The organism is Paraburkholderia sp. GAS334 (assembly GCF_050436625.1).
Lineage (GTDB): Bacteria > Pseudomonadota > Gammaproteobacteria > Burkholderiales > Burkholderiaceae > Paraburkholderia.
The window spans coordinates 145233-159130 of record NZ_JBNDMO010000016.1 but is presented as its reverse complement, the minus strand read 5'-3'; the positions used below and the strand labels follow the sequence as shown (position 1 = coordinate 159130).

The following is a 13898-nucleotide window of genomic DNA, read 5'->3' as shown; positions in this document are numbered from 1 at the left end:
TCGCTTCACCAGGAATCATTTGTAGAATGCAATTGACGTCCTGCCAGACGGCAGGTCTCTATCTGCCTTGCACACAAAAATTCAGACACTCCCGCACCCGCAGCGTCAATACAAAACGCTCGACCCGCGCAAACCTTGCTGTTTCACTCCAGCCTGAAACATCTCCAAAAGACCGGTGCTACCATGCCTGCGAGTCGCGACCCAACTGCGCGCGACGCACCTCCGATGGCCATCAAAAATCTCATACAGCTCCTCATCCTCGCCGCCTTGTGGGGCGCGTCGTTCCTCTTTATTCGTGTCGGCGTAACCGATTTCGGCGTCGCGCCATTGATGGCGTTGCGCGTCGGCATCGGTGCGCTGTTCCTCTTCGTCGTCCTGCTTGCACGACGCCCCGCCCGCGAAGCGTTCGGCACGCTGCGCAGCCGCGCGTGGCCACTCCTCGTCGTTGGTGTGCTGAATTCGGCGGCGCCGTTTTGCCTCTTCGCGTACGCCGAGTTGACGCTCTCCGCAGGCGCCACGTCGGTCATCAACGCGACCACGCCACTCTGGGGCGCGCTCGTCGCCTTCCTTTGGCTCAAGGACCGGCTGAGCGCACTGCGCAGCCTCGGCATGGTGATCGGCTTCGTCGGCGTATTGACGCTCGTCTGGGATCAGATCGCCACGCCACAAGGCGCCGGCGCCACGCCCACGACCACCGCGCTCGCCGCGGCCGCCGCCCTCGCCGCGACGCTCATGTATGGCATTGCGGCGAACTATGCAAAGCGCCATCTGACCGGTGTCGATTCGCTTACCGTTGCGACCGGTACGATGACGGGCGCCACCCTCCTCCTGCTGCCGATCGCCATCGCGACCTGGCCGGCCACTCCGATCTCCGTGCACGCATGGGCCGCCGAGATCGCCCTCGGGGTCGCCTGCACAGGCGTCGCCTATATGCTGTTCTTCCATCTGATCGCGGTCGCCGGGCCAGCCCGGGCCGTCAGCGTCACGTTTGTGATCCCGATCTTCGGCATCCTGTGGGGTGCGCTCTTTCTCGGCGAGCAGGTGTCGGCCGGCATGGTCGAAGGGTGTGCCGTGATCCTCGTCGGAACGGCGTTGGCCGCCGGCGTCATCAAGCGCATTCCCGGCTTCGGAACGCGAAGCCGCGAAGCCGGTTGACCTGACGTGGGCTCGCACAGCGGCGAGCAGTGCTGTCGGGACGGCGCCAGCCACGGAAGTAGTCCACCGCGTCTCCGGGTTCAGAACGCGTAACCTCGAAGCTGCATCAGCCGGCACGAGCCCGCCCTGTGTGGCGCAAGAAAGTTGTCCGCGTGCCGTGGTGGAGGCACGCGGGCGAAACCGTCACCCTGCGAGGACAGGCGACGGGCCAGCGAGGCCCTTGATTTTTATCGGTTTTTATTTCCCTGCAACTTAACAGGGAAGACTTGCGGGGCGTGTTACGGCGAAACGTCACGTAGACGCGACTGACCAGAATGCCCGCGCGGCGCCATCAGCCAAACTGGACGGATTCAACAGACATGAAAAAACCCGCCTGTGATCACACCAGGCGGGTTTTTTATCGCGCGAAAACCGCGGATCAGTGCAGCTGGTCGACCACCAGCGCCATGATCTGCTTCGCCGGCGCGGACGAATCGATCTCGCCCTTGTCATCGACGACAGCCACGCGCGTCTGGTTCGGCGTCACAGCGCGGACATTGACGCGGTACTGCTTCGCGACCTTCTCCTTCTTGCCGTGGAACACCTGGCTCCAGAAGCCCTGCTCAGCCGAGCTCATATCCTTCGGATCGACGTAGCGCACGAAGTACAGGCCACGCGTACGGTCGCGATCGTCAACCGTGAAGTTGCTCCGGTCGAGCGCAAGACCCACTCGCAGCCAGGCGCGGTCGTACGGCTCGCCGAGCGTCAGTTCCGTCGACGTGTACTGGCTGCCACCTGCAGCATCCCGTTCTTCCGCCGTGGGCACCTGCGCAGCGAGCGCGACATTCTGCGCAGCGGTTGCGGCCGCGGCGGATTTCGCACCGGACGCGCCGGTAGCGGCGGCAGGCGCGGTTTGAGCCCCAGCCGGCGACAGCGCGGCGCTCTGCAAATCCCCCGCTTTGCCACGAGAATCAGCCAGCGACAGCGATGCCATCAGACGCTTCAGGTATTCGGTTTCGAGGCCTGGATCGTTAGGCTTCGGCTGCCACTGGCTCGAATCGTTGTTCGGACCGGTCAGCGCTTCACGCATGCCCTTCTGGCTGACGAACACGTAAGTGCCCCCGTTCGGCGTGGCTTCGAGACGGGTGCGATATTTGTTGCGCTCGGACGTCACGTACGAGTTGCCCAGCGCCTTCGACAGCGTGTTACGGATAAGGCCGTCGCTGATCTGCGCGTGCGTTTCGTTCCAGTCGGTCTCCATCACGCCCTTGTCGCGCTGGTCGACGACCAGCAGGAAACCCTGCTCCTGCCAGAAACGGCGAATCTGCGGCCATGCCTGATCGGGCGACTTGTTGTCGATCACGAGCCAGCTTTCCGTGCCATCCCGCTGGATATGCATGTTCGCGACCGTGGGCACCACGGCGTTCGTGACGGGCGCGGTGTCCTGGACCTGCTTCAAGGTCGACAGTGACGTTTCGCCGCCCTGCGGCGGCAGGGACCGCTGATCGGACGTTTCTTCGATCATGTTCGGTGGCACGGCCAGTGACGTTTCCTTCGATTTCGAGTCGCTCTTGTAATCGACTTTAGTAGGCGACGGCGCGCTGCAGCCGGCGACGAGCCCGCCTGCCACCAGCAATGCTGCGAACCGCGAGGTAAGACGAAGATCAGTCATGTTCAGGGAATCCTTCCGCTACGCCACGGCAAGTTTCCGTGGATCAACCCGTGATTTTACCGGTCCCGCGCCAGGAAGTGCAAAAACCGGTGTTCGGGTGTGAATTGGGTGCCAGTTCGGGGGCGAATTCGGGCGACGACGATCCGGATGTTCGCGGGTTTGGACGCCTTCGAAATTTAACAGTTGATAACCATTTTAAGCTGAATTAAGACCACATCAGAACGCACCCTAAACTTATGTTTTATAAGACGTTTTCACAATATTTAGATCGACTTTTATGAGATCGCCCCGTGCTATCAGAGGGCATTTCAGTTCATTTAGGAAACCCAGGTGTTATCTTGAAATTAACGTCCCAAAACACCTGAAGAGACTCTCCTGGACAAGTCAATGAGCAAGGTCATCCTGTTTCACGCCGCGTGCGCATCGGTGCTCGTCAGCGCGATGAGTGCACCCTGCGCGTCCCACGCTGAACTGGGCGGTACAGCGACGTCAACTCGCGCTACAGGCGGCGCCGTCGTGCATTCGCTGCAAAACGGCCCGTTTCAGGTCCGGACAATGACCGACGAGGGCGGCACAACGATCAACGAATATTCGTCCAGCGCCGGCCGGATATTCGCGTACACCTGGCAAGGCCCGACGATGCCAGATCTGCAGACACTGCTCGGCAACTTCTACGAATCATGGCGCGACGGTGCCACGTCCGATCGGACACCGGTGAGCAGCCTTCATTCGACACGCGTCACGCGGTCCGACGTCGTTGTCGAATCGGGTGGCATGATGCGCAGCTACGTTGGGCGCGCCTGGTTGCCCGACGCGCTGCCCGCCGGCGTCTCGGCCGACGATCTGCACTGACGGAGCCGCGCGATGCCGACGAAGTTGCTTTGCGTGCTACTCCTTTGCGCTGCCATCACCGGTTGTGGCGGCGGGGGCAGCGGTGAGACCGCCAATACTGGCGCAAGCGCACCGACCTCAGCGACGCCGCCCGCCAGCGCGCCAGTCGGCGCGAGCACGCCCATCAAGGTTCCGGTACAGCAGTCGACGGTGCCCAACGTGCAACCGGTCACCGTCAGCGCGACACCGGGACTCACGCGCAACATGCTGATGACGAGCGTCACACTATGCGAACCCGGCACCGACCACTGCGCGACCATCGACAACGTTCAGGTCGACACGGGCTCGCAGGGACTGCGCGTGCTCGCTTCAGCATTGCCGGCAGGTCTGGCGTTGCCCGCAATACCGTCCACAAACGGCACCGTCGGCCAATGCGCGGTGTTTGGGACCGGCTACACATGGGGCGCCGTGCGCAGCGCCGACGTGCGCATGGCCGGCGAAATCGCCGCCGCGTTACCTATTCACATCATCGCCGATGCATCTGTTCCAACTGTGCCGGCGGACTGCGGACGCTCTGGACTCGCAATGATGTCGACGGGCGCACTTCGCGCCAACGGAATTCTGGGCGTCGGACTGTTCGCCGCAGATTGCGGCGGCGCCTGCGCGAACAGTCCGCTACCGCGCTGGTACTACGACTGCGTGCCGGGTGGCACGTGCACATCCAGCACGCAGCCCGTCGCATCCCAGGTCACCAACCCGGTCAGCCGCTTTGCGTTCGACAACAATGGCGTCGTCATTGACTTGCCTGCTGTACCAGACACTGGCTCTCCGTCCGTGTCCGGTTCGCTGATTTTCGGCATCGGCACACAGGCGAACAATGTCCCGGATGGCGCAACCGTTCTCAAAGCGAATACCGGTACGGGTTACATCACGACGACCGTCGACGGCAAGGTCTATACGCAAAGCTTCTTCGATAGCGGCTCCAACGGACTCTTCTTCGCCAGTACGACATTGAGCGTGTGTGGACTCTGGTACTGCCCGACGTCGCTGCAAACATCGACTGCCACGATCAAAGGCACGGACGGCGCGACAAACATCCTGTCGTTCCCGGTCGGCAACGCTCAAATGTTGTTCGCGACTTCAAACTACGCGTTCAACAATCTCGCCGGTACCGCCGGGAATGTTTTCGACTGGGGCCTGCCGTTTTTCTTCGGACGCAAAGTCTTTACCGCGATCGATTCCCGTCCGACGCCGGGGGGCCCCGGGCCGTACTACGCGTTTTAGCCCCGCCATGCCGACGATCAAGTCGCGACGCCCGCGCGGATCGATCGCGGCATGACGATGCGCTGCCTGCTCACTGCGATGGAGCGACTGCCTTTTGCCCGACGAACCGGATGTCCACGCGCCGGTCCGGCGCCAGACATTCGATCAAGGCTTTCCGGCCACGCACAGCACACGCGGTACCCGGTTGGGCCTTGCCATAGCCTTGCGCGTCGATCGGAATCGTCACCCCCTTGCTGACCAGATATTGTTTCACTGAGTCGGCACGCTGCCGCGACAACCTGAGGTTATAGGCCGAACTGCCGAGTCTGTCCGTATAGCCCGACACAACGATCCTGTCGGTCAAGCCACTACCTCGTAGCCGGTTCGCGATATCGTCAAGTCGCGCCCGTCCTTCCGGCGTGATTGCTGACACATCACCGCGATCGAAAACAAACAACGCATCCGCGGAAAGGGAAACCAGTTTCGGCAGCGGCGGTTGCGGCGGCGCAGGAACCACGCAAGTCGACAGCGCCTGCTCGCTAGCGTGAACCTGCTCCTGCAGCAGGTCAGTGCGTTGTTTCGCCTTGTCGAACGCGCGCGTCCAGGCTTCGTGGCCCGCGTACATCAATTCCACTTCGGAACATGCGACGAGCTTTCGCGCCTGCGGACACCAGGCGAATCTCGGGTCGACCCGGACCCTCATCAGTTGATCCCACAGGTCCGGACGCACCTTTGCCACTGTTCGAAGCGAGGGGTCCGTCTGAACCTGGGATTGAGCGGCAGACTGGGTCCCGCTATCGCCAGCATCCAGACTCGCTGTCAGCCGCGCTGCCTCGCCAATCGCCTCTTCAACGAAACCCCAGTCGTCATGGGCCGCGAACGCTTCCTTGCCTGCGTTGATCCAGCACTGCGCTTTCGCGCCCACATAGGTGTCTTTCCGTGGCCCGGAAGCATCGAGCCTGGCTTGCAGGGTATCCAGCACATCGCCACGGTGCTTGATCTGCGTGTAGACGTCGGTCCATTGCTTTGTAGCCGCACCGGAAGAGACATCCTGCGGTGCACCGAAACCACGCTGCAGAACAGTCGGATCCTGAATATTCAGTTGATCGCGCGAAGTTGACCCCGCACAACCGGTAAGCGCGGCAGCCATGGCCGCCGCGAGAATTGAGTGTTTCATGTCTTTCCTTCGGAACGGGCAATCGGCGATCGACGTACCAGACCGCCCGTTCCTTCACACAGTGACGGACGCCCGGATTCGATCAGTCGCCGAGAACGATGCCGATGCCGGCACGCACAATCGTGCTGGAGCTGCCCGAAGACGCGACACCGGCGTTGAAGTTGATCGTGCCTTTCTCATTCCAGCGCGATACACCAAGGCCCAGCGCGGCCTGCCCGCGGTACCCCGCCACGCCCGCGTTCAGCGTCGTGCGCCCGGGCAGATACGACGTCACGATCTGCAACGCAGAGGCTGCGGCAATCCCTTTACGCGTACTTCTGTCGAGATCCTGGATCGACTGACTGGTTTGTCCGAGCGCAGCGTTCAGCTGATTGACGTTCACTGCATCGGTGCCCTGTGTACCCGGCGCCACGTTTGTGATCTGCCGCTCAGCGCCGGCGCTACCCACCGAAACCGAATTGGTCCGATCCGCCACTGATCCCGCGCCGAGCGCCACTGCGCCATCTGCTGTTGCCGAACTGCCCCAGCCGAGTGCGGTCGCGTTGGTGGCACGCACACTCGCGCTGGACCCGACGACGGTCGCGCCGTTTCCAGTAGCGGCTGCGTTCGCACCGAACGCAACTGCGTCAGTTCCATTCGCTACGGCATTCGCGCCCAGCGCAGCGGCGTGCGTTCCGCTTGCCAGCGCAGGCTCGTTGTCACGGTCGCCGTTCACGCTCAGGAACGGGCTGCCGCCGCTCGCGATGTCGTTCGAGATTTTTCCCAGCGCATCGTTCAGTTGCCCGACATTCACCGCATCAGAAGCGAGCGTGCCCGTGCCTACGTTATGCAGGACCGTGCCGCCCGCGATACCGGCGCCAAGCGTGACATTGCTGAAATCGGTCGCACCGTCCCTGGTGTCATACGTGACCGCAGTCTTTGTGTTTCCATTGCCATCAATGACACCAGCCTGTTTCAGCTGCGCGACATTGACTGCGTCGGTATCCGCGGTACCCGCGGCGACGTTAGTGATCTGCCGCTCATGCCCGAGCGACCCCACGGATACGGAGTTGGCCCGATCCGTCGATGAATTTGCACCTATCGCAATCGAGTTATCGAAAGTCGCCTGCGCATTTCCACCGATTGCGACGGCGTCAGCGCCTGTCGCGACCGAGTCATCGAGTTTCGAATTGACATGCACGTACTTGACGCCGACGCTCGAATTCGTGATGTTGTTCAGGATCTGCGTAAGGTTCGTGATCGAGTTCGTGTTGTTCGTCACGCGCCCGTCGATGTTTGTCACTACATCGCCGACGCTGTTATACGTTTTGCCGTCGATGTTGTAGATCGGCTGGGTAATGGAGCCGTCCGGATTGACCGAGGTCCCGCCGCCCAGCGCATCGGCCACGGTACTCGCGAGGTTGTACATCTGGCCGCCATTGATCGCGTCCGTGCTACTGGCCGCGACCACGCCGGGCGCGACATTACCCAGCCGCACCGGTGTCGTGGAACCGAACCCGCCCAACGTGACGCTCAAGTGGTTGGCATCGTCATACATCACGGCATTCGCGACGCTGCCGGCGACGATTGATTTCAGCTGGCTGACATTGACGCCGTCGGTATCTGCCGCGCCCGCCGCAACGTTCGTTATGCGACGCTCCTCGCCCGCCGATCCAACAGACACTTCACCCGCAGGCACTGCACCCGCCACCGTACCGTTGCCCGGTCGATACGCCGGCTGGCTGAGGTCGGCTGTTGTCGTCGAATTGGCACCGAGTGCGACTGAGTTCAGCGCGCTTGCCCGCGCGTTACCGCCGATCGCCACTGACTCCGCTCCGCTCGCCACCGCATCGGCCAACGTGGAGTTGGTCTGGAAATACTTGATGCCGGCGCCGTTCTGAATGTTGTTGACCACATTCATGACGTTGGTCACGTCACCGTCGATGTGCGTGATTGCATCCGCCACGTTCGTGTAAGTGTCACCCCCTACCGTGTAGGCAGGCGGCGAGATTGCGCCGTCAGGTGTGACAGCCGCGCCCCCGCCCATCGCATTGGCGACGCTATTCGCGAGGCCATACAGTTGCCCACCGTTGATTGCGTCCCCGCTATTTTCGGCGACAGCGCCCGCTTTCAGGTTCGAGACTCCGACTGGCACCTTCGCATCCGCGCCGCCCAGCGTCACGTGTCCTTTCGACGTGTCGTCGTAAGTCACAAACGCGTTGGTCACGTTGCCGTTACCGTCAGTGTTAATGCCAGCCTGGCGCAATTGCCACATGTTCACGGCGTCGGTATCCGCCGAGCCCGCAGCGACGTTGACCAGTTGGCGCTCATCGCCAGCAGCACCGATGGAAACCGTGTTCGCACGGTCAGCCAGCGCATTGGCGCCGAGCGCGACCGAATGATCAGCGGTGGCCCGGGCATTGCCGCCGATTGCGACGGCCTCCGGGCCCTCAGCGGACGAATCGTCGAGCGTCGAGTTCACATGCAGATACTTGATGCCTGCGCCGTTCTCGATGTTATTAACGACGTTGGTCACGTTAGTGACCGCACCGTCCACATGCGTGATCGCGTCGCCAATGTTCGTGTAGGTGTCGCCTCCGATGTTGTAGGTCGGGCCCGTCATGGTGCCGTCCGGATTGACGCTCGCGCCCCCGCCGATCGCGTCCGCGACGCTGCTGGCAAGCCCATGGAACTGGCCGCCGTTAATCGCATCGAGGCTACTTTCCGTGACAGCGCCCGCCTGGACGTTCGAGATGCCGACTGGCGCGGCCGCGCCAGCGCCGCCCAGGGTGATATGCGCCTTCGACGTGTCGTCGTAGGTCACGAAAGCATTGGTGACGTTGCCATTGCCATCCGTGTTCATGCCGGCCTGGCGCAATTGCCCCATGTTCACCGCGTCCGTATCAGCCGTGCCAGCGGCGAGGTTGACCAGTTGACGCTCATTGCCAGCAGCACCGATCGAAACTGTGTTTTCGCGGTCGGCCAGTGCGTTCTCACCGAGCGCGACGGAGCGATCAGCCGTCGCTCTGGCATTGCCACCAATAGCGACCGTCCCTGCACCTCCGGCAGTCGAATCGTCCAGCGTCGAGTTCACATGCAGATACTTGATGCCTGCACCGTTCTCAATGTTGTTGACAACATTCGTCACGTTAGTGACCGCGCCGTCAACATGCGTGATCGCGTCGCCAATGTTCGTGTAGGTGTCACCGCCAACGGTATAGGACGGCGGCGTCATCGTGCCGTCCGGATTCAGGGCCGCTCCGCCGCCCATCGCGTTGATGACGTCCTTCAACTGCGTGACGTTCACCGCGTCGTTATTCGCCGTCCCCGCTGCCACGTTGACGATCTGCCGCTTCATCGTGCCGTTGCCCACCGAGACCGTGAACTCGCGATCGGCCACCGATGCAGCGCCAAGCGCCACTGCGTCATTCACGCTTGCAGAGGTGCCCGCTCCCAATGCCAGCGACCGGTCGGCGCCGACTGCGGTGAACGCATTCGAGCCAAGCACCGAAGAATCGTCGCCGTGCGCGATGGCGTCCGTTCCCACGGCCAGCGAATTTGCGCCGTATGTTCTGGCGAGGTAACCGATCGACACTGAGTTTTCGGCCCCGAATCCTGTTGTGGCGCTATTCCCGATCGCGGTCGCATTCAAGGCGAGCGCGCCCGCCGTCGAGCCGACAGCCGTCGCACCATCCCGGGCCGCGAACGACCCCGCTCCAATCGCATTGGAATTTTCGCCGACAGCGGACGACACCGGACCGATGGCCATTGCGTTCGTCGCCGAACTGGCGTACGTCGCATTGCCCTGCGTCACGTTAGGACTCACCGCAATGTAGACGGTCGGATCAGGTGCAGCCATGAGCGCTAGCGGCTGTGCAACCGAAGCCTGCGCAGCCTGAGTACTGAGCAGGCCGGCGAGAACCGTCTGCATCTGTTTGCTGTTTGCCGTTTCCGCGGCATCGGTTGCCCAGGCCGCAGGCATGCACGCCATCGCACCCAGCCCGACCATCGCCACGGCCACTCCCGCCCGCCTCGATGCCTTACTACGTCTTGCCGTAGCGAGTTCAGATACAGCAACCCAGGTTTTCGTGACGTCGTTCCAGACGACGCGATGCGATTTATTCATTTGAGACCTTAAGACGAGTAATGACTGCCTGGCTGAGCGCCGGCTTCAACGCGGCTTGCCTGGATTGAAAAGCCGCACCAGATACACATCTCATTCGCAATCCGAAATGACAGGGAGATAAAAGAGACCATCAAGAGGCACACCGACATCCTGTGTGCTCAACGTCCCACTCCCCGCCCACGCGTTGCAAATGCATGACGTGCCCGAAAGTGCCACTCCTACATGTCGGACAGAATTGCCCTACACATACGACAGTCGAATCCTACGAATCGGGTCTGCTTCGAGATACAAGAAAACTCCCAAAATCCGGAATCGTGCTCACCGCCGGCCTGGTTTTCTGCGAGAATCAGTGACGCGCAGATTTCGCCTCATGGTTAGTCATCCGTATTTTTTGAAGATTGATGAATACGTTTCCGCCCTTGTCCCTTGACTTTCTCGAGCAACACGTTCACTCCGGCGAACCCGGTCGCGCGTGCGACCCGCTCGTCAAGCTCCTCGCCCATCTACGCATGAAGCAAGGCGAGCTGGACGGCGATTTCTGCGCGTCGTCGATGGAGGGCCTTCCCATTGCCGCGCAGCACGAACGGTTTCTGGTTCGTCTGGCGAGTGCCATTTCGGCGCTCCTGATACATCCAGGCTTCGAGCCGACGCGGTCGCAGACCAGCGCGCTTCTTGGCCTGCACGCGTGGATAGGTGCGATCTACGCAGCGACGGCTTTCGGCAACGCGGATCACGTCGCGCGGTATATGAGCCCGTGCGGTGCCGGCGCCGACCTCGCTCAGCCAGACCCGGCAGGCGCCAAGCGCTGCCTGCTCTACTCGAACGAGTCAGACCTCGCGCTCGATCTCGAATCGCTCTGGATGCACGACAGGGCACTTGCCGCCGGCCTCGCACTCGCCCTGCTCTCGCCTGAGTTTCAGGGTTCGCGAACCGCGCATGACAAGCGGGAAGCGTTGCTCGCGTGGCTGCCCGGCAGGCTCGCCCAGATCGACGATCTCGATTCGTTGCCCACCGGGGTCCTGCACAACGTCTATATGTATTGCAGTTATGCCGATTCCCCCACGCGACACGCGATCAGGAAGGACATCAATGCGCTCGTCCGGCGCAAACTCGCGCAGCTCGGGCTGGACGACCTTCCACCGCCTCCGGTCGCATCGCACGGACGGGTCCGGAAGAAGCCGTTAATGATCGTCGTCGTGGAATGGTTTTCGGGCGGGCATTCGATCTACCGGACGCACTCGCGCGCGATCGAAGCGGCGCGGCAGCATTTCGAGGTCGTGGGGTTCGGCTTTGGTTACGCTGTCGACGCCGCGGGGCGCGCAGTATTCGACCGGTTCATCGAGCTGGCGGAACCTGAATACATCGGCGAATGTCTGGCCACGATCCGCGAATTTGCCCGGAACGAACAGGCGGACGTGCTGTATATGCCGAGTGTCGGCATGTTCGTGCTCACGGTGTTCCTGTCGAATCTGCGCGTCGCGCCGGTTCAGGTGGCCGGGCTCGGCCACCCGGCCACGACGCATTCCCGGCAGATCGACTATGTGAGCGTCGAGGAGGATTACGTCGGCGACCCGGAATGCTTCAGCGAAGAACTGCTGATCCTTCCCGCTGACGGGCAACCCTACCGGCCGTCAGCAGGCCTGCCCGGCATTGCGCCGCGCGTACCCGCACGGCGCGATGTCGTCGATATCGTCGTCACGGCCAGCGCAATGAAGATCAATCCACGCTTTCTCGAAGCCTGCGGTCAGATTCAGGCGCGAGCGGACGTGTGCGTGCAGTTTCACTTCATGACGGGCACGCGCAACGCCTTGCAGCTCACGCATATGCGCAAGGTCATCGCGCGAGCCGTGCAGGACGCGCAAGTTCACGGTTTTCACGACTACGGGGCCTATCTCGCACGCGTGAACAACGCGGACATGTTTATCAGCCCGTTCCCGTTCGGCAATACGAACGGCATCGTCGACGCGCTGACAGCTGGTTTGCCGGGCGTCTGCAAAACAGGTCCCGAGGTGTTCGAACATATCGATGGCGCGATGTTCGCGCGCGCGAACATGCCATCGTGGACGGTGACGGAAACGGTTGGGGCCTATATTGCCGCGGCGCTGCGCATGGCAACGGAACATGACGAACGCGAAGCGCTGCGCAGACGGCTGATCGACGCGAAAGCGGTCGACTGCTTTTTCACAGGACGTCCGGAGCAGCTGGGCGAGCGGCTGGCGCAGTGCGTACAGCAGAGACGCGCGGCAAGCGCATCGCGCGCGACGCAGGACGCACTATGATCCGCTGGCGAGCACCTTTTCGAGTGCCATTGAGCGGGCCGCCTCTTCGGCATCTTCCGCCGTCTCGAACACGCTTCCTGAGACGTGGACGTGATGCCACTCAGGCTGATCGGTAGCGTCGCGAAAAATGCGGAACCTGGCGCAGAAGCCTCGCGGGTTGACGGGCACGACGTCGATGTCCACCGACGCGCCTTCGATTTGATGTCTGACAAAGCCGTCCATCACGGGTCCTCCTGGTCGGCGATGTTTTTATCGTAGCACCGGCAGGCGCGCGTTGTCGGCTCTACAGTATCTATTCCGACGCTTCGCCCGCCGGACTGGCCAGATCGGATGGCGCGAGCCAGTGGAAGGCTGTCAGATCGAGTCCGGAGAATGTGCACTCGGCGGCAGCGGCGGTATAGACCTTCTTTTTCTTTCCCGTCACAGGTGTAGCCGGCGCGCCCGCCACCACAGCACCGCTCGCCCCAGCAGCAGGTGCCGACGCAACTGAAGCAGCCGAGGCGCCCGGCACACCCGCTGACGGGACAGCGCCGGAGGCCGAAGCAGAGCCTGCTCCACCCGGTGCCGGACCAGCCTGAGAACCCGCGCCAACGCGGGCCGCAGTCCCGGGGCCCGCATGCCCCACCACCACGCCCGAAGCCCCAGCCGTATCAGTTGCAACTTTTGGGGGCGCTTCAAACTGCCCTTCGACCACCACGCGCTCACCGCGAATGCCCGCACCCGTATGCGAGATCGTCAGCTTCTGCGGATACTTCTCAGCGAACTTGTCGCGCGTCATCTGCTCGCATGCGTCCGAATTTTTGTAGACAGCCGTACATCCTGCCGAGAGCATCGCAGCAGACGTCGCACATGCGAGAGATAGAGTCCGAATCTTCATTGGTTTTCCGTTGTTCAGGCCGCCGGCAATTGTATCGTACGACCGCGACACGCATGCCCCGCCCGCGACCGGAATCGGCCTGCTACGAAAAACCGGTCTACCGGAAAACGGAAACGTAACCTCGTCAGCCGCGTGCCGCCTTCGGAGGAGCAAGCTCACCGACCAGATCGATCAGCCGTCTTAACGGAGCCGGCTTGCGAAAAAACGCGGCCCATGGCACCACGCCGACGCCAGGCGGCGATGACGCCGAGACCAGCATCACCGGAATTGTCGCCAGTGCAGGCTGACGCTTCATCTGAAAACACAGTTCGACGCCGTCCATACAGGGCATATCCCAGTCCGTGATCACGACGTCCGGCTGCTCGCGCCGTGCTGCGAGCAGTGCGTGATACCCGTTTTCGACCGTCACCACCCGATGCCCCTCCTGTTCCAGAGCGAGCTTCAGTGCTTCGATGTCGCGGGCGTTGTCGTCAGCCAGTAAAACAGTGCCCATGGAACTCCCGACGCCTTGATGCGTGTTCATACATAACCCTGTGTCAGCAACGACCGTTCCTGCGGTA

Annotated in this window: 10 protein-coding genes; 4 read left to right on the top strand and 6 right to left on the bottom strand. The window is 62.1% G+C overall.

Translation table 11 applies throughout. The annotated features are described in order from the left end of the window. Positions 1–225: 225 nt before the first annotated feature. Entirely contained in the window at positions 226–1155 is a 930-nt protein-coding gene (locus P3T21_RS25840; protein ID WP_429258801.1) for a DMT family transporter, read from the top strand. A 418-nt stretch (positions 1156–1573) separates the two neighbouring features. Here P3T21_RS25840 and bamC read toward each other — a convergent pair whose 3' ends face one another. Continuing rightward, positions 1574–2806, bottom strand: a complete 1233-nt coding sequence (bamC, locus tag P3T21_RS25835; RefSeq protein WP_429258800.1) for an outer membrane protein assembly factor BamC — start codon at positions 2804–2806, stop codon at positions 1574–1576. A gap of 387 nt (positions 2807–3193) precedes the next feature. Here bamC and P3T21_RS25830 point away from each other — a divergent pair, with 387 nt between their 5' ends. Both P3T21_RS25830 and P3T21_RS25825 read left to right on the top strand, forming a co-directional pair. Next, positions 3194–3658 carry a DUF2844 domain-containing protein gene (locus P3T21_RS25830; protein WP_429258799.1) on the top strand — a complete coding sequence of 155 codons (465 nt, stop codon included), beginning with the start codon at positions 3194–3196 and terminating at the stop codon, positions 3656–3658. Between the two features lie 12 nt (positions 3659–3670). Further along, positions 3671–4921 (top strand): DUF3443 domain-containing protein, encoded by a 1251-nt coding sequence (locus tag P3T21_RS25825; RefSeq protein ID WP_429258798.1) that lies wholly within the window; start codon positions 3671–3673, stop codon positions 4919–4921. A gap of 70 nt (positions 4922–4991) precedes the next feature. Here the strand turns inward: P3T21_RS25825 and P3T21_RS25820 are convergent, their stop codons facing one another. Both P3T21_RS25820 and P3T21_RS25815 read right to left on the bottom strand, forming a co-directional pair. After that, positions 4992–6077, bottom strand: coding sequence for an OmpA family protein (locus tag P3T21_RS25820; protein WP_429258797.1), 1086 nt, complete (start codon positions 6075–6077; stop codon positions 4992–4994). 82 nt (positions 6078–6159) lie between these two features. Further along, a complete protein-coding gene (locus P3T21_RS25815; protein ID WP_429258796.1) occupies positions 6160–10182 on the bottom strand; it encodes an ESPR-type extended signal peptide-containing protein in 4023 nt (1340 codons plus the stop codon). A 401-nt stretch (positions 10183–10583) separates the two neighbouring features. Between P3T21_RS25815 and P3T21_RS25810 the strand changes: the two genes are divergently transcribed. After that, entirely contained in the window at positions 10584–12461 is a 1878-nt protein-coding gene (locus P3T21_RS25810) for a glycosyl transferase family 1 (protein WP_429258795.1), read from the top strand. Here the strand turns inward: P3T21_RS25810 and P3T21_RS25805 are convergent. From P3T21_RS25805 to P3T21_RS25795, 3 genes are all read right to left on the bottom strand, one after another. Then, entirely contained in the window at positions 12456–12683 is a 228-nt protein-coding gene (locus P3T21_RS25805; RefSeq protein WP_429258794.1) for a hypothetical protein, read from the bottom strand. The genes P3T21_RS25810 and P3T21_RS25805 overlap by 6 nt on opposite strands. 70 nt (positions 12684–12753) lie before the next feature. Beyond that, positions 12754–13338, bottom strand: a complete 585-nt coding sequence (locus P3T21_RS25800) for a hypothetical protein (RefSeq protein ID WP_429258793.1) — start codon at positions 13336–13338, stop codon at positions 12754–12756. A 124-nt stretch (positions 13339–13462) separates the two neighbouring features. Further along, positions 13463–13831 carry a response regulator gene (locus P3T21_RS25795; RefSeq protein WP_429258792.1) on the bottom strand — a complete coding sequence of 123 codons (369 nt, stop codon included), beginning with the start codon at positions 13829–13831 and terminating at the stop codon, positions 13463–13465. Positions 13832–13898: the final 67 nt, after the last annotated feature.

Coding starts and splice junctions, on each gene's coding strand:
- P3T21_RS25800 (WP_429258793.1), bottom strand. CDS start 13,338: ATGAAGATTCGGACTCTATCTCTCGCATGTGCGACGTCTGCTGCGATG.
- P3T21_RS25830 (WP_429258799.1), top strand. CDS start 3,194: ATGAGCAAGGTCATCCTGTTTCACGCCGCGTGCGCATCGGTGCTCGTC.
- P3T21_RS25840 (WP_429258801.1), top strand. CDS start 226: ATGGCCATCAAAAATCTCATACAGCTCCTCATCCTCGCCGCCTTGTGG.
- P3T21_RS25810 (WP_429258795.1), top strand. CDS start 10,584: ATGAATACGTTTCCGCCCTTGTCCCTTGACTTTCTCGAGCAACACGTT.
- bamC (WP_429258800.1), bottom strand. CDS start 2,806: ATGACTGATCTTCGTCTTACCTCGCGGTTCGCAGCATTGCTGGTGGCA.
- P3T21_RS25805 (WP_429258794.1), bottom strand. CDS start 12,683: ATGGACGGCTTTGTCAGACATCAAATCGAAGGCGCGTCGGTGGACATC.
- P3T21_RS25795 (WP_429258792.1), bottom strand. CDS start 13,831: ATGGGCACTGTTTTACTGGCTGACGACAACGCCCGCGACATCGAAGCA.
- P3T21_RS25815 (WP_429258796.1), bottom strand. CDS start 10,182: ATGAATAAATCGCATCGCGTCGTCTGGAACGACGTCACGAAAACCTGG.
- P3T21_RS25820 (WP_429258797.1), bottom strand. CDS start 6,077: ATGAAACACTCAATTCTCGCGGCGGCCATGGCTGCCGCGCTTACCGGT.
- P3T21_RS25825 (WP_429258798.1), top strand. CDS start 3,671: ATGCCGACGAAGTTGCTTTGCGTGCTACTCCTTTGCGCTGCCATCACC.